The sequence below is a fragment of the Hornefia butyriciproducens genome, from assembly GCF_009695915.1.
Classification (GTDB): domain Bacteria; phylum Bacillota; class Clostridia; order Peptostreptococcales; family Anaerovoracaceae; genus Aminicella; species Aminicella butyriciproducens.
In genome coordinates, this window is sequence record NZ_VUMZ01000001.1 from 491402 (window position 1) to 515730 (window position 24329).

Annotated in this window: 17 protein-coding genes and 1 tRNA gene; 6 read left to right on the forward strand and 12 right to left on the reverse strand. The window is 53.0% G+C overall.

Features of this window, described 5'->3' with window-relative positions; all coding sequences use genetic code 11:
- Positions 1 to 108: 108 nt before the first annotated feature.
- The 6 genes from FYJ64_RS02245 to FYJ64_RS02270 form a co-directional block, all read right to left on the reverse strand.
- Positions 109 to 1812: a C69 family dipeptidase gene (locus FYJ64_RS02245; protein ID WP_154573610.1), complete on the reverse strand. Its 1704-nt coding sequence runs from the start codon at positions 1810 to 1812 to the stop codon at positions 109 to 111.
- A 251-nt stretch (positions 1813 to 2063) separates the two neighbouring features.
- Positions 2064 to 3452 (reverse strand): NADPH-dependent glutamate synthase, encoded by a 1389-nt coding sequence (gene gltA / locus FYJ64_RS02250; protein WP_154573611.1) that lies wholly within the window; start codon positions 3450 to 3452, stop codon positions 2064 to 2066.
- Positions 3445 to 4299 carry a sulfide/dihydroorotate dehydrogenase-like FAD/NAD-binding protein gene (locus FYJ64_RS02255; protein WP_154573612.1) on the reverse strand — a complete coding sequence of 285 codons (855 nt, stop codon included), beginning with the start codon at positions 4297 to 4299 and terminating at the stop codon, positions 3445 to 3447. The genes gltA and FYJ64_RS02255 overlap by 8 nt, the downstream gene beginning before the upstream one ends.
- 18 nt (positions 4300 to 4317) lie before the next feature.
- Positions 4318 to 7824: a pyruvate:ferredoxin (flavodoxin) oxidoreductase gene (gene nifJ, locus FYJ64_RS02260; RefSeq protein WP_154573652.1), complete on the reverse strand. Its 3507-nt coding sequence runs from the start codon at positions 7822 to 7824 to the stop codon at positions 4318 to 4320.
- A gap of 23 nt (positions 7825 to 7847) precedes the next feature.
- The gene (locus tag FYJ64_RS02265; RefSeq protein WP_154573613.1) at positions 7848 to 8963 is read right to left on the reverse strand and encodes a 4Fe-4S dicluster domain-containing protein; all 1116 of its coding nucleotides are present in this window, start codon (positions 8961 to 8963) and stop codon (positions 7848 to 7850) included.
- 432 nt (positions 8964 to 9395) lie between these two features.
- Positions 9396 to 10070, reverse strand: a complete 675-nt coding sequence (locus tag FYJ64_RS02270; protein WP_235897085.1) for a biotin transporter BioY — start codon at positions 10068 to 10070, stop codon at positions 9396 to 9398.
- Positions 10071 to 10449: 379 nt separating this feature from the next.
- On the opposite strand from FYJ64_RS02270, the gene FYJ64_RS02275 reads away from it, so the two are divergent.
- Positions 10450 to 11622, forward strand: coding sequence for a glycerate kinase (locus FYJ64_RS02275; RefSeq protein ID WP_154573614.1), 1173 nt, complete (start codon positions 10450 to 10452; stop codon positions 11620 to 11622).
- Here the strand turns inward: FYJ64_RS02275 and FYJ64_RS02280 are convergent.
- From FYJ64_RS02280 to FYJ64_RS02305, 6 genes are all read right to left on the reverse strand, one after another.
- The gene (locus FYJ64_RS02280; protein ID WP_154573615.1) at positions 11594 to 13282 is read right to left on the reverse strand and encodes a putative manganese-dependent inorganic diphosphatase; all 1689 of its coding nucleotides are present in this window, start codon (positions 13280 to 13282) and stop codon (positions 11594 to 11596) included. The two genes, FYJ64_RS02275 and FYJ64_RS02280, sit on opposite strands and share 29 nt — an antisense overlap.
- A gap of 76 nt (positions 13283 to 13358) precedes the next feature.
- Complete coding sequence (locus FYJ64_RS02285; protein ID WP_154573616.1) at positions 13359 to 14765, reverse strand: amidophosphoribosyltransferase; 1407 nt, start codon at positions 14763 to 14765, stop codon at positions 13359 to 13361.
- A gap of 216 nt (positions 14766 to 14981) precedes the next feature.
- Positions 14982 to 15569, reverse strand: coding sequence for a DUF3267 domain-containing protein (locus tag FYJ64_RS02290; protein WP_154573617.1), 588 nt, complete (start codon positions 15567 to 15569; stop codon positions 14982 to 14984).
- A 90-nt stretch (positions 15570 to 15659) separates the two neighbouring features.
- The gene (locus FYJ64_RS02295) at positions 15660 to 16745 is read right to left on the reverse strand and encodes a pyridoxal-phosphate-dependent aminotransferase family protein (protein ID WP_154573618.1); all 1086 of its coding nucleotides are present in this window, start codon (positions 16743 to 16745) and stop codon (positions 15660 to 15662) included.
- 113 nt (positions 16746 to 16858) lie between these two features.
- Complete coding sequence (gene glpK, locus FYJ64_RS02300) at positions 16859 to 18355, reverse strand: glycerol kinase GlpK (protein WP_154573619.1); 1497 nt, start codon at positions 18353 to 18355, stop codon at positions 16859 to 16861.
- A gap of 18 nt (positions 18356 to 18373) precedes the next feature.
- Entirely contained in the window at positions 18374 to 19246 is an 873-nt protein-coding gene (locus tag FYJ64_RS02305) for a helix-turn-helix transcriptional regulator (RefSeq protein ID WP_154573620.1), read from the reverse strand.
- A 314-nt stretch (positions 19247 to 19560) separates the two neighbouring features.
- Here FYJ64_RS02305 and FYJ64_RS02310 point away from each other — a divergent pair, with 314 nt between their 5' ends.
- From FYJ64_RS02310 to FYJ64_RS02330, 5 genes are all read left to right on the forward strand, one after another.
- Complete coding sequence (locus FYJ64_RS02310) at positions 19561 to 19935, forward strand: hypothetical protein (protein ID WP_154573621.1); 375 nt, start codon at positions 19561 to 19563, stop codon at positions 19933 to 19935.
- 76 nt (positions 19936 to 20011) lie between these two features.
- Positions 20012 to 21574: an APC family permease gene (locus FYJ64_RS02315; protein ID WP_154573622.1), complete on the forward strand. Its 1563-nt coding sequence runs from the start codon at positions 20012 to 20014 to the stop codon at positions 21572 to 21574.
- Positions 21575 to 21616: 42 nt separating this feature from the next.
- Entirely contained in the window at positions 21617 to 21757 is a 141-nt protein-coding gene (locus FYJ64_RS02320) for a hypothetical protein (RefSeq protein WP_154573623.1), read from the forward strand.
- Between the two features lie 365 nt (positions 21758 to 22122).
- Complete coding sequence (locus FYJ64_RS02325) at positions 22123 to 23640, forward strand: Na+/H+ antiporter NhaC family protein (RefSeq protein WP_206045506.1); 1518 nt, start codon at positions 22123 to 22125, stop codon at positions 23638 to 23640.
- 314 nt (positions 23641 to 23954) lie between these two features.
- A tRNA-Arg gene (locus FYJ64_RS02330) sits at positions 23955 to 24031 on the forward strand.
- Positions 24032 to 24329 lie beyond the last annotated feature (298 nt).

The following is a 24329-nucleotide window of genomic DNA, read 5'->3' on the forward strand; positions in this document are numbered from 1 at the left end:
CCGCTCCGGCAGACATGCCCTTTCGTCATGCCTGTCCGGAGCGAAAGCCCTCCGATATGTGGTCTGATCATCTTCAATTCAAATTCTGCAACAGCGTCTCATGTCTGTTTATTTCAGATATCCGGTAAAACCTGCCGGAGCGTAGACGGTCTTTCCGACTTTATAAACCGGGTAGATCAGATCGTCCGTGTATTCGCCGTTTTTGTAAACAGATTTTGCCTTGTTTTTCAGAACAAAAGTATCTTTGCCTTTTTTCAGTGTATAGCGGTTTCCTTTCACCGTGACCTTGAAGCCCTTGGACTGAGCGTATGTCTTCAGGGATACCGGTCTGGTAAATGTGACCTTGCCTTTGTCGCTGCCGCGGTCGTTGTCGTTATACGTCGCAGTATACTCCAGCGCCCGGTACAGAACGGTGGAATTGTTCAGCTGCTTCTTTGCGGCCGCCTTTCCGACGGATGTGACATACGCACGTCCGGCCGTCTTGCTCTTCTTATACTTCGCCGTCACCGTCTTCAGCTGCTTCTTCACCAGTTCGTTTTCTTTCGCTTCCTGTCTGCTCCAGAAGTCTTTGGTACCCTTACTCAGGAATTTCCGGTCGGACTGCGCCAAAGTTGCGTTTCTCTTGAACATCCAGTATGCGCTCCCGGTGCTTGCCGCAGAGCCGTCCACTTTGTATTCCGCAGCAGTATCCGTGATCCCGCTGAAGCTGGGAACGAAGACCGAATGCTCCGCATTCCCCATCAGTAGCCACTGTACCTGACAGGCGTCTGTCGGAAGCTTCGCATAGGTCTGAATGATATGAACGTCGGAGGATCGCGTGGTGCCGATCGGCCGTCTTGTCGCATTGGCCGCATCCGACATATCATATTTGGTTCCCTCATAACGATCCCGGAACAGCTTCATAATCTGTGTCACTGAAACCTTTTCGTCCGGAGAATACAGAAGCGGATAGAACTTGTCATTGTCATAATCTCCCGCGTCAGACGGCGCCAGAACTCTATGGCCCTCCCAGGTTCTCATATTGGAGTATTCCTCCCTGAATCCTGCGATGGATTTGGCCAGATTATATTTTCCGTCCTCTTTCACGGCTCCCACCTTGTCGATTGTAGAGAAAAGATTCTTTGAGAAAATGTAATTCGACTTGTCGCCGGGATCCACTGTGCCGATCATGATCTGATTGCCGAATACCGCCACCTTATCCGTCGGAAGTTTCATGGCGCAGTATGTGTGTCCCCCGTAATTTTCGAAGATCCACGCTTCTTTTTTGTCAGACAGGAGGATGGTGTTCCATTCCTCTGCACCGTACTTGTCGTGAAGGCGGGCAAGCAGCTGTGCTCCCTGTTTCGCGGACTTCACCTGGCACGCCACAAGTCCCGGAAGAATGGCCTCACGCAGACCCTTTCCGGTGTCCTTTACCGGATCGGCCTTCTCGTATTCCTCACTGACCTCCGTGGAAACTGTGCCGACCACCGCTACACCGTATTCGTTGGTGCAGGAAGCCGGATACTGACCGTCCTCTGCATCGGAGGAATCCGGAACGTAGGTGAACTTGTAGGTGGTCTTCGGCAGTTTGACCTTGAAACCGGTACCGGTGTCTTTATAATACCGTCCGGATTTGGTGATTCTCTTCTGAACCTTGAACATCTTATTATAGGCTCCGCTGCCCTGGTCCTCACTCCGCGCGATAAGTGTTGTTCCCTCTTTACTGACATCCCTGCCAACGTACATCCCCGTGCAGGCGAACGCGCCCGCAGTCGTCATGACCATGGCAAATGCCGTCATACACACGATCAGTCTGATTCTTCTTTTCATGAGCTTTCTCCTCTCAATGATTAGACCACGGTATTATTATAACACAAATTTCTGTTATATTATAGCGTTTTCCCGGAAATCTATTCTTCATGAGCTGAGTATCCTGACATGCCTGCGACGAGGACCTGGCAGAACCGCACACCCGGCATACGAAAAGGGCTGCCCTATTTTAGGACAGCCCCCTGCATTTCGCATTTCATCCGCTTCCGATTCCGGCGCATCCCCGCGTCTGAATCAGCCTTTGTTCAGACCTATCTGGAAAGATATTCGTCGATTCCGGCCGCGGCAACCTTGCCTGCGCCCATCGCCTTGATGACGGTTGCGGCTCCTGTTACCGCATCTCCGCCTGCGAAGATCTCCGGACGGTTGGTGTTGGCCTTCTCGTCGGTTCCGATTCCGCCTCTCTCGTTGGGTTCCAGATTCTCCGTGGTATCGAGAATCAGCTTGTTCAGCTTGGTTCCGATCGCCATGATGACGTAATCCACGTCCTCGACGAAGTTGGAGCCTTTAATCTCAACCGGGCGTCTTCTTCCGGAGGCATCCGGCTCACCCAGTTCCATCTTGACGCACTCGATGCCCTTGACGTCGCCGTTGCCATCGTCCAGGATACGAACCGGATTCGTCAGATAGTGGAAGATGATGCCTTCTTCCTCCGCATGATGGATTTCCTCAGCTCTGGCGGGAATCTCATCAGCGGAACGGCGGTAAATGATGTACACATCGTCCGCGCCCATTCTCTTGGCACATCTGGCGGCGTCCATCGCAACGTTTCCGCCTCCGACGACTGCGATGCGCTTGCGGTGCATGATCGGAGTATCATATTCGTCTTTATAGGCCTTCATCAGATTGATTCTGGTCAGATACTCATTCGCGGAGACAACGCCCAGCAGGTTCTCTCCCGGAATATGCATGAAGGACGGCAGTCCCGCGCCGGTTCCGATAAATACGGATTCATATCCCTCGTCCTTGATCAGCTCATCTACCGTAATCGCTCTTCCGATGATGGCGTCTGTAACAAACCGGACGCCCTTCGCCTCCAGCTTGGACACCTCTGCAGCCACGATTTCCTTCGGCAGACGGAACTGCGGAATACCGTATACCAGTACGCCGCCGGTTTTGTGCAGACTCTCGAAGACCGTCACCTCATAGCCTTTGTTGATCAGATCGCCGGCGCACGCCAGTCCTGCAGGACCCGCTCCGATAATCGCAACCTTATGGCCGTTACTCTCTGCCTTCGGAATCTCCTCGTCTCCATAGTTCGCAGCGTGCCAGTCCGCAACAAAGCGCTCCAGACGGCCGATGGAAACCGGCTCGCCCTTGACGCCGCGGACGCACTCGCCTTCACACTGGTTCTCCTGCGGGCAGACACGTCCGCAGATCGCAGGAAGAGAACTGTCCTCGCTGATGATCTGGTACGCCGCCTCGAAGTCTCCCTCGGCGACCTTTGCCACAAAATCAGGAATCTTAATCATGACCGGACATCCGGACATACATGGTTTTTTCCTGCACCGGACGCATCTCATCGCTTCACTGATAGCCATCTCCGGGGTATATCCCAGGGTCACCTCCAGGAAGTTCTTGTTGCGGACATTCGGATCCTGCTCCGGCATCGGATTCTTGGTGTTTCTCAAATTAATCATAGTAACGTACACCTCCTGTCAGACGGCAAACGTGTTCTCTGTCGTATTTTTCCTGCTCGCCATAGTACGCGCTTCTCTGAAGCACCTCGTCCCAGTCAACCTTGGAGCCGTCGAATTCCGGTCCGTCCACGCAGACGAACTTGTCCTCGCCGTCAATGTTGACGCGGCAGCCGCCGCACATTCCGGTTCCGTCGATCATATATGCCGTCAGGGACGCAATGGATTTGATTCCATGCTTCTCTGCAATCTGACAGGTGAACTTCATCATGATCGGCGGTCCGATCGCGACGATTTCGTCGTATTCGTTGCCTTCGCTGATCAGCTGCTCCAGTTTTTCAGTGGTGAACATCTTCTCGCCCGCGCTTCCGTCATCGGTCACCAGGAACAGACGATCTGTTCCCGCCGCGAACTCATCCTGCAGGATGACCAGATCTTTGTTCTTGAAACCGGTGATCATGTCCACGTGGATGCCGTGGTCATGCATCCCGACTGCGAGAGGATACGCCAGAGCATTTCCGGTGCCTCCGCCGACAACGCAGACCTTTTTCAGTCCTTCCATGTTCGTCGGTTTTCCCAGCGGTCCGACGATGTCTGCGAAGCAGTCGCCGACCTCCATCTGATCCATCAGCATGGTGGATCTGCCGACCGCCGCGTAAATCAGGTCGATAGTGCCCTTCTCGGAGTCATGTCCCGCCATGGTGAGAGGAACTCTCTCACCATATTCGTCAGTACGAAGGATAATGAACTGACCCGGTTTCGCCTTTCTGGCGACCAGCGGTGCGCTGATCACCAGCCAGGTGATATTATCATTAAGTTTTCTTTTACTTAGAATTTCAAACCTTTTCATCTTCAGAACCCTCCTTTCCTAATTGTCGTAGCTCTTCTTTTCCTGAAGCAGATGTTCATACCTCTCCACAGATTCCTTCTCGGACTGCGTGAACAGAGCTTCCGCTCTCTCCGGGAATTTCAGCTTCAGCGAGTTGTAACGGACTTCGCCCATGATGAAGTCACGGAAGCTGTCGGTCGGCTTGTGGCTGTCGAGGAACAGCGGATTTCCGCCTTCTTCAGCAACTGCCGGGTTGAATCTCATCAGATTCCAGTATCCGGAGCGTACCGCTTCCTTCATCTCCAGCATGGCCTTGTTCATGCCCTTCTTGATTCCGTGGTTGATGCACGGCGCATACGCGAGAATCAGGGAAGGTCCGTCATAAGCCTCGGCCTCTCTCAGCGCTCTCAGCGTCTGCTCAGGATTGGCTCCCATCGCGATCTTGGCGACATATACGTACCCGTAAGCCATGGCGATCTGCGCCAGATCCTTCTTCTTGACCTCTTTGCCGGAAGCTGCGAATTTCGCCACAGCGCCGGTCGGGGTGGACTTGGAGGCCTGTCCGCCTGTATTGGAGTAAACCTCAGTATCGAATACCAGGATATTCACGTTCTGTCTGGAGGCGATGACGTGATCCAGTCCGCCGTAGCCGATGTCATAAGCCCAGCCGTCGCCGCCGAAGATCCACATGGACGGCTTGACCAGCATATCCTTATTGTCCAGAACGAACCGGGCGTCCTCATTGCTGTCCGCGATCTTCTCACAGGCAGCGACCAGATTGTCACCGGTAATGCCGGAGGATTCCGCATCATCCATGGTCGCCAGCCACGCCTTGGCCGGTACGCCGATGGTCTCAACGAGTCTTTCCGCAGCATGCTTCACTTCATCTCTTCTGTTGTTTACAGACGTTGCCATACCGAGTCCAAACTCCGCGTTGTCCTCAAAGAGGGAATTGGACCATGCCGGACCGCGTCCGTCCTTGTTGACCGTGTACGGCGTGCTCGGAGCACTGTGCCCCCAGATAGAGGAGCATCCCGTCGCATTCGCGATGTACATTCTGTCTCCGAAAAGCTGTGTAACCAGCTTGGCGTAAGGAGACTCTCCGCATCCCGGGCAGGCGCCTGAGAACTCAAGCAGCGGCCGCAGGAACTGAGATCCCTTGACGGTATTCGACTTGAAGGGAACCTCCTTCTCCGGAACGTCTTTGAACAGATAATCGAATTTCTTCTGGCTGCTCTGAACGATCTCGTCCTCCGCGGGTTTCATCTCCAGGGCTTTCTTTCTGGCCGGGCATACATCCGCGCAGGATCCGCATCCGGAGCAGTCCAGAGCGGAAATACCGATGGAGAAGAACTTGTCCTTTGTGCCCTTCATCGGCAGGTAATCACCGTTCGCTCCCGCGACCTCGGATTCATCCATGACAAACGGCCGGATAACGCCGTGGGGGCAGACATAGGAGCACAGGTTGCACTGCATACAGTTTTCCTTGATCCATTTTGGAACATCTGTGGCAATGCCGCGCTTCTCGAAGGCAGCCGTGCCGGAAGGCTCGGTTCCGTCTGCAGATGTCATATATGCCGATACCGGAATATTATCTCCGTTCATAGTTGCCATCGGCACCAGAATGTCATTCAGGAATGTAGACATCTCTTCATCCCGTCCGACCAGTTTCTCCGGAGCCGGGTCGTCCGGTGCCTCCGCCCAGGAAGCGGGAACCTCCACCTTGTGGACGTTCTTGATTCCGGCGTCCACGGCAGCGCAGTTCATATCGACGATGTTCTGACCCTTCTTGCCGTAGCTCTTCTTAATCATTTCCTTCATGTAGCCTTCCGCCTCATCGATCGGAATGATATCCGCAAGTTTGAAGAATGCAGCCTGAAGGATGGAGTTCGTTCTCCGTGCGCCCAGACCGATTTCCTTTGCGATGGAAACGGCGTCGCAGGTGTAGAACTGAACGTTGTTCTTTGCAATATATCTCTTGACCTTTGCCGGAATATGCTCCTCAAGCTCCTCGTCATTCCAGACGCAGTTCAGCAGGAAGAATCCGCCCGGTTTGACATCCTGCACCATGTCATATTTCTGCAGATACGCAGAATTGTGACACGCCACGAAGTCTGCCTGTTTGACATAATATGTGGATCTGATCGGTTTGTCGCCGAAACGCAGATGCGAAATGGTGACGCCGCCCGACTTCTTGGAGTCATACTGGAAGTATGCCTGTACCTTTTTGTCGGTATGGTCGCCGATGATCTTGACGCTGTTCTTGTTGGCGCCGACTGTGCCGTCTGCACCCAGACCCCAGAACTTGCAGGCCTTTGTGCCTTCGGGAGCGGTGTCCGGATAGTGGCTCGGCGTCAGCGACAGGTGAGTAACGTCGTCGTTGATTGACAAAGTGAACTCCGGCTTCGGCTCCGCCGCGGCCATGTTCTCATACACTGCGAGGATGTCACCCGGCTGTACATCCTTGGAGCCCAATCCGTAACGGCCTCTGCAGACCATCGCTGTCTCGAACTTTGTTCCCTTCAGAGCGGAAACAACATCCAGATACAGCGGTTCGCCGATGCCTCCCGGCTCCTTGGTTCTGTCGAGGACCGAAATCCTTTCTACGGTCTCCGGCATCTCCGCCAGCATGTATTTCGCGGAGAACGGTCTGTACAGATGCACCTCCAGGATGCCGACCTTCTTGCCGTCCTTCAGCATATGGTCGATCAATTCCTCTGCGGCGTCGCACACGGAACCCATCGCGACGATGATGTCGGTCGCGTCTGGCGCACCATAGTAGTTGAACGGTTTGTAGTCGGTACCGATCTTCTCGTTGACCATCTGCATATATTTGTTGACGATGTCCGGAGTTTCATCGTAAACGGTGTTGCACGCTTCTCTGTGCTGGAAGAATGCCTCCGGCTGCTCCGCAGAACCCATCGCCTTCGGATGATTCGGATTCAGGGCGTTCTGCTTGTAGCGTCTGACCGCATCCCAGTCCACCATGGATTTCAGTTCATCGTAATCCCATGTCTCGATCTTCTGCTGTTCGTGAGAGGTTCTGAACCCGTCAAAGAAATGCAGCATAGGAAGATGTCCGCCGATGGTCGACAGATGAGCGACGGCTGCCAGATCCATGACCTGCTGAACGCTGTTGGAAGCCAGCATCGCAAAGCCGGTCTGACGGCATGCCATGACGTCGGAATGATCGCCGAAAATATTCAGCGCATGGGTGGATACGCAGCGGGCCGCAACATGGAAAACAGTCGGCGTCTGCTCTGCCGCGATTTTATACATGTTCGGAATCATCAGCAGAAGACCCTGCGAAGCCGTAAACGTGGACGTGTACGATCCGGTTACGACGGAGCCGTGAACAGCGCCTGCCGCACCCGCTTCAGATTCCATTTCAATGATCTTGACTTTTTCACCAAAGATGTTCGTTCTGTCCTGGGAAACCCATTCATCCATATTCTCAGCCATTGGCGAGGATGGCGTGATCGGATAAATAGCCGCAACTTCCGAGAATGCGTATGCTACGTGAGCTGCTGCCGCGTTTCCGTCCATTGTCTTGAGATTTCTCACCGTGATCACTCTCCTTCCGTCAGGCCGAGAGCTTCTCTCTGCAGGAAGATGCTCTCTGGAACGACCTGTTCCTTGATAACGTATCTGGTGCACATGTACTGGCACATGTTGCAGTCCTCGCAGATTTCAGGATCGACGACCGCGTGCTTCTCATCCATATAGATTGCGTCGTTCGGACAGTTGTTCACGCAGTCCTCGCAGGCAATGCATCCGGAATCACATACCGCCGCCTTATCTTCATAATCTGCTGTAGAGGAGCACGGAACGAGCTTGGTCCCGCCATACGGAACCATCGTGATCAGGCCCTTCGGACATGCATAGGTGCAGTCCTTGCAGCCGACGCATTTGTCAGGATCAACGATCGCGGTTCCGTCTACGACATGGATGGCGTCATAGCGGCATACTCTGGTGCAGTTCCCCAGACCGGTGCAGCCTGTAGTGCAGAGATCGTAGTCCTTAGGATTCACATTGTTCACAACGTCACAGCAGTCCTCGTATCCCAGCTCCTGATACTTTTTGTTGGGCTTGTAGCCGCCGCTGCATCTCACGAAGGCGACCTTCTCCTTCAGAGCGGTCAGATCGTGCAGCGTATCTACAATGATCTTTTTCTTACATTTAACTGTACAGGAAACACAGCCGACGCATTTGTCATAATCGATAACCGCATGGTTGTCAATGATGTCAACAGCGCCCTCGGGACATGCTCTTACGCAGTCCCCGCATGCGATACAGCCGTATCCGCAGATCTCTCTTGTCCGATCGTCATCTTCTTCCTTGGAAGAACATGGGATGAAGTTGGTCGCATCTCTGGGGATCATCCGGATCAGAAGCTGCGGACAGACGTCCTCCTTGGCACAATCGCCACATCCGTCGCACTTCTCAGGATCGATGATGATTTTGCCGTCTACGAGTTTCATTGCATCCTGTTTGCAGGCCTCGATGCAGGATCCGATTCCCACGCATCCGTTCTTGCACTCGTCACGCAGGAATCCGCTCTCAACGGCTTCCTTGCAGGAACCACAGTTCGCAAGTCTCTCTTTGCCGGCAGCATCGCCACTACAGAAAACAAAAGCGATCAGGTTTTCGTTGCCCGTAGTTGTTCCGCCTTGATTAGTACTCATAACTACTAACTCCTCCTTTACTTAATAGTAAATTACGTCCCGCCGCATCAGCCTGTGGCGGCGACGAATAAGTCTGACCATTATTGTGTATACAAAGTCAACTTTAGTTTACTCTTTATGGTTCTCAAAGTCAACGGAATCAGTTGCAAATTAAGGCGGTATACAATGTATTTTTTCCTACACAAAAAAGGGGAGTCACGGAATTTCAACCTTTCATGCTTCCCTTGCAAACACTTGACTCTGAAGTTTAAGACATCTAACGTGAACTTTCTGATAAATGACAGGTTTGGACATTTTACCAATTTTTCACTCGCACCGGCACTCTCTGCGGACCGGCAGGTCGGTCATGGAAGGTTTTTCCATATCACTCCCGCGGACGTTTTCCTCTGAATCATTTCTCTGTAGCGTGCCGCACTCCTCGGTCCGTCTGCCCTACGCCGCCCGCTGCTTTCTTTGTTCCTTCCCCGCTCCGGCGGTGCTTCTCCGAACGGCCGGCACCAGCCGTTTCCCAAGGTATCCCGTAATCAGGCTCTTGGCGATGTCTCCCGGAATGAATACCGCGAATCCGATCATGACTGTCCGGGCGAAGCTGATGTCCACGTTCATCACATTCCGCATAATTATGTACATATATGGAACGCCGATGCAGTAGCAGACGAAGATTCCCAGCATAGTCGCCAGGAAAATCCGCAGGAATCCCGGACTTGTCTCCCTCTGAGTGATAAACCCTATGATGATGGGCACAAAGATAAACCCGATGAGATACCCGAAGCTGGGGCTGAACACATAGGAAAACCCGCCCCCTCCGGTGAAAACCGGAACGCCGGCCAGTCCCATTCCCACATAGAGGAGCTGGGACAATGCTCCCCACCGGGGCCCCAGCAGCACCCCGGCCAGCGCGATAAACAGGAGCTGAAGCGTAATCGGCGTCGGTCCCACCGGAATTCTGATGAACGCTCCGACTGCCGTCAGCGCTGTGAACAAAGCAGTCAGAATCAGGTATTGTGTATGGTTTCTGTTCATGATTCTCTCCTCCCGGGACATTTCCGGAGGGCTGCAGCCCGGCATCTTCCCGCCGGACGGCGGCACTCCGTCATCCCTCTTCATATTGTCACCCTTTTAATTTTTCATTGGCTAACAATAATCTTAGCATCCGGATCCCGATTTGTCAACAAAATCCCGGCCGGTCGTTTCCAAATCAAAATTCCGCTCAGACGTTTACGAATTCCGCTGTCGCAGGGCTGTTTGGATGAATCTCCTAAAAACCTTGCGGCAGGCCATCGAACAGGCTCCTTGTATTATTGATATCTGAGGCGCATTCGATGGCTGTGCACACAACGGCTGAGCGCACAATGCGTAAAGGGAATTGATTGAAAAATGCGTACACATCAGGTAAACTGAAGATAATTCCTTGCTGTCTGTAAGAATTATTAACCATAAATATACTGTAGCAGAAAGGAAGTTACTGTTACAGAAGGAGGCTGCTATGAAAATCATTATCGCACCGGACTCATTCAAAGGATCGCTGTGTGCCACTGACGCCGCCGGCATCATCGCGCGCGCCGCAGCCGATGTCTGGCCTGATGCGGAAATTCTGACCCTCCCGCTGGCGGATGGAGGGGAGGGCACGATGGACTGTATTCTGTCCGCCACAGGGGCGCGCCGGATCCACGCGCGTCTCCACGATCCTCTCGGACGCAGAATTACAGCGGATTACGGAATACACGGGAATACTGCCGTGATGGAAATGGCCGCGGCCTCCGGTCTGATGCGGGTATCTCCGTATGACCGCGACATCCTCCGCTCCAACACATACGGAACCGGAGAAATGCTGCAGGACGCAGTGCTGCGGGGCTGCTGTAACATTTTCATCGGAATCGGCGGAAGCGCTACAAATGACGGCGGCATGGGCATGGCGGCGGCTCTCGGAGTGCGCTTTCTGGACTCTCATCGACAAGTCCTGCCGCCCTTTCCGTCCAGTTTCAGGAAAATCGGATCCCTCGACAAAACAGCCTGCGATGAGTTCCTGAAAAACGTCACGGTCACGGTTCTCTGTGACGTCACCAACCCGCTCCTCGGTCCAGACGGCGCCACCATGGTTTTCAGCGCACAAAAAAACGCCTCCCCCGCCGAGCAGCTTCTGCTGGAGGAGGGGCTCACACATTATGCAGATATCGTTGAACGGTATACGGAAACCGATCTCCATGAAATCCCCGGCTCCGGTGCTGCCGGTGGACTAGGATTCGGCCTCCTGGCGTTCTGTCATGCGGAGATACGCTCCGGCATCGACGCCGTTCTGGATCTTCTGGAGTTCGACCGAAAGCTTGTCGGCGCCGATCTGGTCGTCACCGGAGAAGGCCGGATTGACGGTCAGACGGCCGGCGGCAAAGCCTGTCAGGGCGTCGCGCGCCGGTGCAGAGCCGCCGGCGTCCCCTGCGTCGCCGTGTGCGGCGACCGGACGCCCGATGCGGATCTTCTTTTGTCCCGGGGCCTGACTGAAATCGTCACTCTGCGCGGCAGCCGAAGCATCGAGGACGCGATTAAAAACGCCGCTCCGCTGCTTCGCGAAACAGCAACAGATGTCTTCCGGCGCGCAGAGCAGAACCGCCTCGCCGGACTTCCGCTGTTTCCTACGATTTCCGATCCTGCAGCGCTGTGATGATTCTGGGAACCAGCTGCTTCTTTCTCGACATGACTCCGATGAGATGAATCAGCTCCGGATCCTCCGGATGCGGAACCGCGCTGACCGCACTGCCCCGGAACGCATCATATATCAGCTCAGATGCGCCTTCGCCCGCACTGATAATGCTGGACGCCTCGGAGAGCACGTTCGTCAGCATGAAATAGATGATATCCAGTTTCAGATCCTCCCGCGCCTGTTCCATGAACGGCAGCAGGCGCTCCTTCAGCCCCAGCAGCTCGTTCCGGTTCATGGACACAACCTGGCCGACGCCGAAATTCACGTTTCCGGCGTTGAACCGTTTGAAGTCCTGATAGAAAATCTCGTCGATGGACTTTCCCTCCAGATCGCCGGCCGCCGAGAACATCTGATCCGCATACTCCTCCACATTGATTCCCGCAATCGGAGCCAGCTCCCGGACCGCCGCCTCATCTATCTCGGTGCAGGTGGGCGAACGGAACATCAGCGTATCCGAAAGAATCGCGCTGCAGAGCAGTCCCGCCGTTTTCCGGTCGAAATCAAATCCGTACTGCTTGTACTGCTGATAAATAATCGTTGCGGTGCACCCCACCGGCCTGTTCAGGAAAAATACCGGCGAGATGGTTTCCAGCGCTCCGATCCTGTGGTGGTCGATAATTTCCTGAATATCGGCGTACTCAATGCCGCTGACACACTGATTCCGCTCATTGTGATCCACCAGAATAACCTTCTTGCCCTGAGCGCCCAGCAGGTTACGACGGGAAATCATGCCGATGTATTTCCCGTCTCCGCCGATAATCGGAAAATCCCGGTATCTTTTGTTTTTCATGACGTCACTAACCTCGTCGATATAGTCTGTGTCGTCGAACATGGTCAGTTTCTTGGCGTCCTTCATAAAATACCCGATGGAAATGCTCTGATTGATCAGACTGGATACCGTGAACGCATCATAGGGAGTGCTGATGATGTAGCACTCTCGTGCCTGAGCCATTTTCCGAATGGTCTTGGACACAGGCGAGCCCTCGCAGACGATGATGCACCGCGCCTCCATCTCGATGGCGCAGAGCTGAGATTCATAGCGATTTCCCACGATGACGATGTCGTTTTTCTCAATATAGTTTTCCATCAGATCCGGATTCGCTGCAGCGATCAGCACCTTTCCCTCGTCCAAAACGACCGATGGATCTCCCAGGATCATCTCGCCGTCGATGGTGTCGAGGATATTGGAGTACAAAGTGTGCGCCCGCGAGAGAATCCGGTTGTCGTACACATCCATGATGTTGTGAGCGATGTCCGAGACCGTAATCAGACCTTCCATCTCTCCCTCGCCGTCAACGATAGGAAGCGTCACCACGTCCCGTTCCTGCATCATCTGCCAGGCTCTTTTAATCGACAAAGTCCTGTTCACTCCCGGGGTGTCCCGGATTTCGATATCTCTGACCTGTGTGGTGATATTGGTGATGATCCTCGGAGCTTTAACGCCGAAATAATCCAGCACAAAGGCTGTTTCATTGTTGACCTCGCCCGCCCGCGCGGGGATGTATTCTCTGCCGTCGATCCGGTGTTTCAGCTCCGCGTAGCAGATTGCGGAGCAGATGGAATCCGTGTCCGGATTCTTATGCCCGATGACCACAGTTATATCTTTCACGTTCTGTTTCATTTTGTATTACCTCTTTCCACCTTCGCTTCTGGCTCGACGTGTTAGGCCTCCGCGCCGTAGAATACCACTCGACGTGTCAGGCTTCCCCGTTCCAGCAGTAGGTGCACAGCCTGCAGGGTTCGATGCCGGTGGACTCGATCAGGTCGTCCAGACGCTGGTACGCCAGGGTCGTGAAGCCCAGCTGCCTGCGGATTTCCTCCAGCATTTCGCAGTAATTCGTGCTGTCGGGATCTGCATAATCCGCCAGAACCTCGGGTTTCACATCCTCGCCTTCTCTCTCCCGGATAATGCGGCGGGTGATGTAATCGTACTCTGATCTGGACCGGGAGAAATTCAGATACCTGCAGCCGTACATCAGCGGAGGACAGGCCGGACGGATATGCACCGCCTTCGCCCCCTTCTGATACAGGTACTGTACGGTCTGTCCCAGCTGTGTGCCGCGGACGATGGAATCATCGATGAGAAGCAGGGAACGGTCGTGAATCAGCGACTGAACCGGAATCAGTTTCATATGCGCGATGAGGTCCCTCTGACTCTGCCGGGTCGGCATGAAAGATCGCGGCCAGGTCGGAGTATACTTGATAAACGGACGGGCGTAAGGAATCCCGGATTCATTTGCATACCCGATAGCATGGGCGATGCCGCTGTCCGGCACACCCGCAACGATGTCCGCGTCCACATCGTCCCGTTTCGCCAGCATGCTCCCGCACCGGTACCGCATAGCCTCAACATTGACACCCTCATAGGAGGCAGTCGGATATCCGTAATACACCCACAGGAAGGTGCAGATTTTCATTTCCTCTCCGGCCGGGCTCAGCGTTTCGATTCCTTCGCAGGTCATATGCACAATTTCGCCGGGCCCCAGTTCATAGTGATCCTCATAGCCGAGATTGATATATGCGGAGCTTTCAAAGGACGCACAGAATGCGCCATCCTTTCTGCCAATCACCACCGGAGTTCTGCCCAGACGATCCCTCATGCAGTATATCCCGGTAGGCGTCATCAGGAGAATCGACATTGATCCGTCTACGGATTCCTGCACCAGACGAAGTCCGTCCACAAGATTTCCGGCCTGATCCAGAATCACGCCGACAAGCTCTGTATCATTGACCTTGCCGCCGCTCATTTCCATGAAGTGGGAATTCCCCCGCTCGTAGGCCCGATTCACCAGTTCTTCCACATTGTTGATTTTTCCCACCGTGGTCAGCGCGTAGCTCCCGTGGTGAGAACGAATCAGAAGCGGCTGCGGATCCATGTCCGAAATGCATCCGATTCCCATTCTCCCCTCCAGCTCATCCAGATCTCCGTCGAACTTGGTCCGGAACGGAGAATTTTCTATATTATGAATGGATCTGTGAAATCCGTCCTCTCCGTACACGGCCATGCCGCCCCGGCGCGTGCCGAGATGAGAATGATAATCGATCCCAAAAAACAAATCATTGGTACAGCTCGTCTTAGAAGCCACTCCAAAGAAACCGCCCATAGTTTACTTCCTTTCTGTCTACTACAATATATCCGTGGTTAATGCTCGTTTCCGACTCTGATTTGTGCAGTCAAAAAATACACAGTCATTATATCACAGGGTGACCGAAACTCCCCCGGAAGCCTGCTCATAAAAGAGAAAAATCGAACGTCTTCGGCCGTATTGTTCGTATATATACGAACTTAATATTTTTACAGCGTTCTATTGTTCCCGTTTTTATCTGTCCCGATCCTCCCCCGGCATATACCACCAGGAATGGAATCCATCCAGGTAAGTCCGGGCTCCTCTCGGCATCTGACGCGCTGCGTGCCAGACGTTCAGGTAGTCCCCCGCACCCATCGGAATCGCCGTCATTCCCATTGCGCCCAGAACCGTCATCTCTCGATTCAGCAGGAAAACTGCGAACGGCAGAACACCGAACGCCAGATTGGGCAGAAGCGACATCAGGATAAACCGGTTCCGGCTCATGGTTTCCGGTCCGACCACAAAAAGCATGCCCTGCTTCAGGTTGTGGTACAAATAAACGTCCTCCCGGAAGCAGACCGCGTGCAGCAACTCATGCGGCAGCGCCGCCGCGAAGGAGAGAAGCACGCCGAAACAGGCTGCGAAAAACGGCGGTACATGTCCCAGCCATTCATACAGCAGAAACAGCGGAACGAAACAGACCACCGCGATAACGGAGGTAAGCTTCGCCAACTCGCCTATCGACTCCGGCTCCCGGAAGGGTACCGCGCCCAGCCGCCGCTCTCCGCGCGGCAGGGACCGCAGGTCGCCGCTGAATTGTCCTTTGTAATGTAATCTCATGGGCTCATTATAGCACGAACGACGTGCCGCGGTAAAGCGACACGCCGTTCAAAGGCATTATATGTATGGTCTGATTAAGTTAGTTCTAATCTACTTGATGTTCTTCGCCAGAACCTCCAGGAACTTCTTGCAGTCCTCCGGATAAATCTCGCCCATGTTCGCCACCTGGAACATGTTCTGCTCATAGAACACGCCCTTGCCGGCGTAAACGGTATAGCCGTCGGCCTCCATCGCCGCCAGGAACGACTCCAGATCCTTGCCCTCAGGCAGGAACACGGAGGTCACAGTGTTGGACATCTGCTCCTCAGGCAGCAGCATACGCAGCCCCAGATCCTTCATGCCCTTCCTCAGGATTCCGGCACACTCCCGGTATCTGGCAATCTGCTTGTCCAGACCCTCGGTCAGGATGTTCTCCATCGCCTTGTCCAGCGCCCAGAACAGAGTCACATTCGGCGTATTCGGCGTCTGGTTACATTCCACAGCCTTCTGATAATGTCTCGCCAGATTCAGGTAGACATTCTTCCCCATCTCCGGAGTCAGTGTCTTCGCGACGTCCTCCTTGAAGCAGACGTAAGCGCTTCCCGGATAGGCTCCGACGCATTTCCCGCCGACGGAGGTTGCAAAAGTGATGTGATTTTCCGCCACATCGATATTCTGTCCCGCCGCCGCAGATACACAGTCGACGGAATACATTTTGCCGTATTTGTCCGCCAGCCTGCCGATTTCCGGAACCGGGTTGATCATGCCGGAGGATGTCTCATGGAAGACCATGCAGATGACCTTAACATCCGGGTTTTCCGCCAGCGCCTTTTCTACCGCATCAACATCTACCGGTTTGCCCCAGTCGAAAGAGCAGTCTACATAAGGAATCTTGTACTGATCCAGGATCTGCTTCAGCCTGTTTCCGAATTCTCCGTTGCGGATCAGCAGAGCCTTCTCCCCGTCGTTGAAAATAGAGGACAGCACAGTCTCATTCGCGGCGGTTCCGGAGCCGGATACGACCACTGCCTTATAGGTGTCGTCTGCGTTAAAAATCTTCAGGATCTTCTGCTGCAGACCGGCGTACATCGCCTCGAACTCTTTGCTGCGATGACAGATGTCATAATGCATCAGGGATGCTCTCACATTATCTCTGGTCATAACAGGGCCAGGACTGAACAGCATTTGCTTACTCATTTTTTACCCTCCATAAAGCTGTAAACTTTTGTCGTCGTTGTAATATTTAATGCGTGCTCGTTAAGTCCGATGGAGCTTAATGAGCAGACACTATTTATCAACAGGGCCGTGCCTTAATCCTCAGCCCAGTTTTTCGATCTCTCCACGGCCTTGTGCCATTTGTACAAAAGAGTTTCCCTCTCGTCCACACTCATCTTCGGCTCGTAGCTGCGCTCCAGTTTCCACTTAGCCTGAATCTCATCCAGGTCATGGAAATCGCCAATAGCCAGCGCCGCCAGATACGCTGCACCCAGAGGAGTTGTATCATGCACCGCCGCAATATCGACCGGAATTCCCAAAATATCAGCCTGGAACTGCATCAGAAACCCGTTCGCAACCGCTCCGCCGTCTACTCTCATCGCGGTAATCGGAATGTTGGCGTCCAGCTTCATCACGTCCAGATTGTCCTTAACCTGATAGGCTGTGGCTTCCAGACACGCCCGGACGATCTGTTCTCTCGTGGTGCCTCCGGTGATGCCGATGATAGTTCCTCTCGCGTAGGAATCCCAGTGAGGCGCCGCCAATCCTGAGAATGCGGGAACAAAATATACATCGCCGTTGTTTCCGGCTGCAACCGCCATCGCCTCCGTCTGATCAGCGTTGTCGATGATTTTCAGCCCGTCTCTCAGCCACTGGGTTGCCGCTCCGGTTACGTACACGCCTCCGTCCAGCGCGAAGGTCATCTTCCCGTTCAGTCCCCAGGCGACCGTTGTCAGGATTCCGTTCCTGGAATAAATCGGCTTGTCTCCCGTATTCATCAGCATGAAGCAGCCCGTACCATAGGTACATTTAATGGCTCCCGGCTTATAGCAGGCCTGTCCGAAAAGCGCAGCCTGCTGGTCTACGGCGGAGCCGGAAATGGGGATCTCCGTTCCGAAGAAATCCAGAGGATCAGTCTTCCCGTAGATATGAGAACTGTCGCAGATCTCAGCCAGCATGCTTTTGTCGATGTCAAGCGCGTCCAGAATGTCCTGATCCCACTGACCGGTATGAATATTCATCAGCATTGTCCTGCTTGCCGTCGTCACATCCGTCACAAAGACCTGCCCGTGGGTAAGTTTCCAGATCAGCCAGGTGTCCAGCGTACCTGCGAGGATCTTCTTTTCTTTTATCTTTTCCCGGACGCCCGGCACATTGTCGATGATCCAGCGAATCTTTGTGGCCGAGAAATACGCGTCTATCATCAGTCCGGTCTTCTCCCGGACCATATTCCCGTATTTCTCCGTGATGGAATCCGCATATTTGGCCGTGCGTCTGTCCTGCCACACGATCGCGTTATAGACCGGGATGCCGGTCGTCTTATCCCACAGCACAACCGTTTCGCCCTGATTGTCAATACCGATGCAGCGCAGCTGTGTCGCATTAATGCCGGCCTTTCTGCAAGCCTCCGAAACCGCGTACAGCACACTGTCCCAGATCTCCATCGCATCGTGCTCCACCCAGCCCGGGTGCGGATAACGCTGCGTGAGTTCTTTGTAGCCTCTGCCGGCCACATTCCAGTCCTGATCCATGACAAGAGCCGTGGTTCCCGTCGTTCCGCTGTCAAGACCGAGATAATATTTTCCAGCCATTTTCCTGGCTCCTTCCTGTTAAATCAACGATTCAACCTTGTTGTAATCTATAATTGAGAACCCTGATCTCCTCAAAGCTCCCGATGAACAGTTTAGATAGCGGTTATACGCCCGGTTCATGTGCGCATGATCGAAGTACCCGTTGTCCATGGCGATCTCCAGCAGAGAGGATTTGTTCTCCGGGTCGAAAATCATACGCAGCGACCTCTGCAGCCGGATGATCTCCGCATAGGTCTTGGGCGGAATGCCGATATACCTCTCAAAAATCTTTCCCAGGTACCTCTGCGAGAAGCCGCTTTTCTTCGCCAGTTCTGCCACCTGGATGTTGCCGTTATTCTTCAGAATCGCCTCTGTGCAGAAGCGGATCAGATAATCTGTGTCGCGCTCATTCGTTTCCATGCGAAGAACCCTGGACATCAGAAGAGCCTTCCATTCGATAGAGATTTCTCTCTTCGCGATCTCAGTCAGCCTCTGCCCGTTACGGATCACCTCCTGAATGTCAACAGCCTTGTTCGTCAGTTCACAGCCATCGCATTTCACAAAGGATTCACAGTGACCCGGCATAAACCGGAAAATCAGAATCTGATCCCCCGGGTAAACAATAAATTTCCGAATGCTGTCCGTCACGCCGCACAGCTTCGCATAATTCAGTTTGTCTCTCGTATAAAAGAACATGCTGATACAGCCGTCCGGAACAACCGGATAGACAACCATCTCATTTGATGTGCTCTCCAGCGTAGAAATACTGCAGAGTGCGGTGTACAAAGGATGCCCTTTATCAATCATTTCCTCGGTTCTTTTGCATCCCCGGACCTCCGGAACAAAAGGCGTATAGGCCGAACGCTCCCGATCCGATGCCAAGGCCTGTCTGTCGCTGATAAAGTATGCCATATCGCCTCCCGTCGCCTCCTGTCCTCACATCATCCTGCATCTTATATCCGCAGCACCGATGGTCGATATGATAGCTATATTATTAGTAAAAATCGGAACTGTCTTTTTATAATTTAATCATATCACTTTCATTTTTTTCTGTCAATTTCCGCTTTGTACTATGTCTTTATTCGGAAAGAAGTATAAAATTTGTATGTAATATTTCTGGAAACTTCAGATAAAATTCAGAATCCCCACATACTGCGGGGATTTCGCATACAGATTACTGCAGAACCATGCGTAAACCAGAGGTGCAGAGAAAGGAGAGCGCAAAGATGCAGGCTTTATTGAATATGAGCACAAATCAGATGGTCATCATTCTGCCGTCGGCACTTGTCGCAATGTATCTGATCATCAGTCTGCAAAAATATCTCAGCGGACTCAGGAGCCGCTATCCGGGACTTCTCATTCCGGTTGTATGCTTTGTCGCCGCCACGATCCTCGCGATCCGTCCTCTGTTTGTATCGGCTCCCGGTCAGTATGAAGGTCTCGGCCTGTTCTGTCTGCGGATGTGGCTCACCTTCAACATTCCCACTATTGTTTTCATGTTTCCCTACTTCAGCCAGCGCAGACGGCTCAAGGCCTCCCGGCTGCAGCAGGAGCAGATGCGGAACTCCCCGGAGGAAGCGTCTTCCGGAGCCGCACATTGATTCGTATATATATAACTGAACTATATATATAATATGTTTTCCATTAGTTGTTATTTTTGTAAGGAGGTATTATCTTATGGATGACAAAGCTCAATCCCAATCCTTGAGCAGGACTCTGGGACTTGCGGAATGCGTCACCATAACAGCCGGCGCTGTCATCGGCGTTGGACTGTTCACCGTAGGTTCGCAGATCGTCGGACTTATGGGTGGCACCGTTATTCTCGCATCACTGATTTCGTTCGTTCTCATTCTCTGGCCGTGCGCAATGTACGGTGAAATGGGAGCGGCGCTGCCGCTGGCAGGAGGAACGTATTCCTTTGCCAAGCGTGCAATCAACTATCCTGTTGCTGTATTTGAAAGCTGGAACTACACACTGGCGCAGATCGGCATCGGCGCGTCTGAATCCATGGCGTTCTCCAACTACTTCGTAAGACTGCTGAACGCATGCGGAATGCACATTCCGACGGATGACAACGATTATTCCCTGATCGACCTGTTCCAGGGGAATGTGGATATGAACCTCTTCCTGTGGAAGATTATGCCCGCTATCGGACTGTTCATTCTGTTTACTGTAATTTCCTACAGAGGAATCGAAATGAACGGTAAGACACAGAACTTCTTCATGTTCTTCTTCTGGGCCTGCTCTCTGGTATGGTTTGCCACTGTGCTGGCCAGAGCAGATTTCTCCAGCGTTACCACGCTGGTCGCAGGCGTAGGAATCCCCCACGAAGTAAACGCATTCGCACAGGCTGTACTGCTGGTGCTCTGGTGCTTCTTCGGATTTGAAACCATCGTCGGAATGGGCTCCGAGGTCAAATTCCCGCAGATTACTCTGCCGAGAGCACTGCTGATCTCACCGTTCTGCGTTCTGGCCGTTAACCTGCTGTTCCAGTGGTTCCTCTGTGCACTGACACCGTCCGAGCACATTCCGGACCTGTACACCGCTGCGGCGCCGTATGCGTCTGCGATGCAGTATGCAGGAATCGTCGGTCTGCCTCTGATCATCCTGTGCCTGGGCATCACTCTCGGCGGCGACTTCTCTACCATGAACCCCTGTATCGCCGGACCGGCGCGTTACATTTATATCATGGCAGAAGACGGCAACTTCCCGAAATACTTCGGCAAGGTTCATCCGAAATACAAGAGCCCGCACCGCGCGGTCGTTCTCTGCGGCGTTCTGGGAATCTTCTTCATTCTTTCCGGATCCATCAAGATCGTTGCCATGATGTGCTCCTACAACCAGATTCAGTGCTACATCATCGGTTACCTTTCGTTCCTGATGCTGCGTAAGAAGGAGCCCGATCTTCCGAGACCGTGGAAATGCCCTGCCGGTACCTTCGGCGCTTGGTTCAGCATTATCACATTCGCGATTCTGCTGGTTCTGGCTTACGACCCTGTCGCCATCTGGTACAACATCATCTGGGACGTTCTGGCGATTGCATACTACCTGATCTACGTACGCAAGCGTCCGATCCCGCAGGAGGCTCTGGACGTGGAAGCTCTGGCTCTCGCCACAGCAGAACCATCTCCCGAAGAGAGAACCAAGCTGGACAAACAGTACAAGCTCTGGAGAATTATTTCCTACTGCTTCGCAGCTTTCTCCGTACTGCTGTTCGTCATCACATGGCTTGTCCACTAGTGAAACAATGAAGCCGTAACGGCTGTTAGTGAGGGTAATATAATGTGGAAATTTATCAGAATTATAATCTTCGCGTTCCTGATTATCGTAGCAACGCTGGGTCTGGCGGCCTACATCATGCAGGAGGCCTTTCAGGCACCGATCACCTTTAAGGAATTCTTTCAGATGATTTCACACTCGTGACGGAAGTTCTGATGTAAATAGCTCTGATATAATAGCTGCAATATGACAAAGCACTCGGAAACCGCGCTTGTGGATCTCGCAACAGAGATTCACAGTGCGGTTTTTATACTTCTTCATATTTCTGACCCGTTTACGGGTCGTTTTATTTTGATAAATTCCATTTATGGGTCGCTTCCAATTCAATATCTGTTTTTTTCGATTCATTCCAGGGATCCGTTCTCTGTCTGTCCGCATATTCTCACAACCTGAGACGAATCGTCTTGGAATCGACTCGTTTTATCCGATCCTGCCGTCATGGCACAAGTCTTGCGTTAAAAATATAACGAGTTGTTATTTGTTATCACTAATCAACGAGGAGAGGGAGAATGAAAATCCTGAAAGCAATTATCAAATTCCTGCCGATCATCGTCCTTGCGGGGCTCATGATCGCCGGGCAGGACGCGCTGATCGCTGCGCCGCTGGCAACCATCGCCGCAATTATCATCGCGCGTTTCACCGAGCACCTGACATTCAAGGAATGCCAGTCTGCCGCCATCAAAAGCGTTACCAACATTATTGTAGCGTTATTTATTCTGATGTTCGCTTACGCAATGGCGAACTCATTCATGTCCACCGGCGTCGGCGCCTCTGTTATTAATCTGGCGCTGAAGGCGGGTATCACTGCCCGTTACATCGCCGTTGTCGGACTGCTGTCCACCGCAGTTCTGTCTGTTGCGACCGGAACCTCCTGGGGAACATTCGCAGCCTGTGCGCCGATTTTCCTGTGGCTCTGCCACATCGTAGACCCGTCCTGCACAACGGACGGCTGTCTGTTGCTGGTTACCTGCGCGACTGCGGGCGGCGCATGCTTCGGCGACAACATCGGTCTGATTTCCGATACGACGATCGTATCCTCCGGTATTCAGGGCGTTGAAGTCATCGACCGTATCCGGTATCAGGGAGTATGGTCCATCATGTGCCTGATCGCAGCGGCAATCTGCTTTATCATCGCGGGAATCGTCATGGGCCTGCCCACGACGCACGCAGACACCTCCGCCGTCATGTCCACAATTCCGGACAGCGCCATGGAGTACCTGAAGACAAAGCGTCCTCAGGCTGTGGACCTGCTTTCACAGGTCGGCACTGACAACGCGGTCGCAATGTACATGATCATCCCGCTGATTCTGGTTATCGTCCTGGCAGTCATCGGTCTGAACACCTTCATCTGCATCGGCTCCGGAATCCTGTCCGCTTACATCCTGGGGCTTCCGGCCGGAACCACGTCCTTCGCCAAAGGCGGTCTGCAGAAGTACCTGGATATGTGCATGAGCGGATTCTCTGACGCCGGTTCCTGGGTTGTCGTCATGATGATGTGGGTTGCCGCGTTCGGCGGAATCATGGCTGCTATGAACGCATTCGACCCGATTGCCAAGGGCATCGTTGCGATTTCCAGGAACGTACGCCAGCTGATGACCTGCAACGGACTGCTGTGCATCATCGGTAACGCGATCCTGTCCGACGAAATGGCGCAGATCGTAACGGTCGGACCGATTATCAAAGATATCGCGGAAGAGAATATCGAAGCGAGCGAAGAAGATATGTACCGTATCAAGCTCAGAAACGCAACCTTCGGCGATGCCATGGGCGTATTCGGTTCTCAGCTGATTCCGTGGCACGTCTACCTCGCATTCTACGTAGGAATTGCGGCCAACGTTTACCCGCTGTACAAATTTGCGAACACCGATTTCATCCGGTATAACTTCATGGCGATCATCGCGGTAGCCTCACTGCTGATCCTGACCTTCACCGGTCTGGACCGCTTCATCCCGCTGTTCCACCTGCCGAAGGAACCGGACGTACAGCTGAAAAAGAACGTAAAGAAAGAAGACGCTATCACTGCATAACAACTCATATCGTTTATCCTTAAACACGCGCCGCACCCCGTATTGTACGACAACGATACGGGGTGCGGTCTTTTCAGGCGTTTCGTCCGGGACCCTGCGGCAGCGGGATTCAAAATCGGCCGAATCCCTGGGCACAGGCATCAGTCAACGATCTCATGATCGTTCCAAGAATCAGCCAGAACTCTGTATGGCAAACCAAAAAGGCAGGCTCTTAAATCATCGTAAATTTATGAAAAACATCCTGAACTTATGGAAAAACCCTTTGACAAATGCCATTAAACACGCTATAATTAAAAGGTACGTGAGATGCGTAAGCGCCACTAGCTCAATTGGATAGAGTACCTGACTACGAATCAGTAGGTTGGGAGTTCGAGTCTCCCGTGGCGCACCAGAAACAACCCCTTGCAATATGCTGAGGGGTTGTTTCATTTCCTCGGCATTTTACGGTTTACCAGTTTACAGGGCGGGAATTCTGGCTCTGTTAAATATGTTGGGGTGGAGGATACTCTAAGTATTTCAGAGCCTCTTTATTTTTTGAAAAAATGACTGTTTTCACTGGCTCCTACCGAGCATCCCGCAAGATTTGTTTCCTGTAGAATTCATCTATTCTTTTCGATCGGTTTTCCGGACACTAAAACAATATTCAAGTGTAGCACCGTAGCTCAAGTGGTCTTTTGATGTATTCAGTT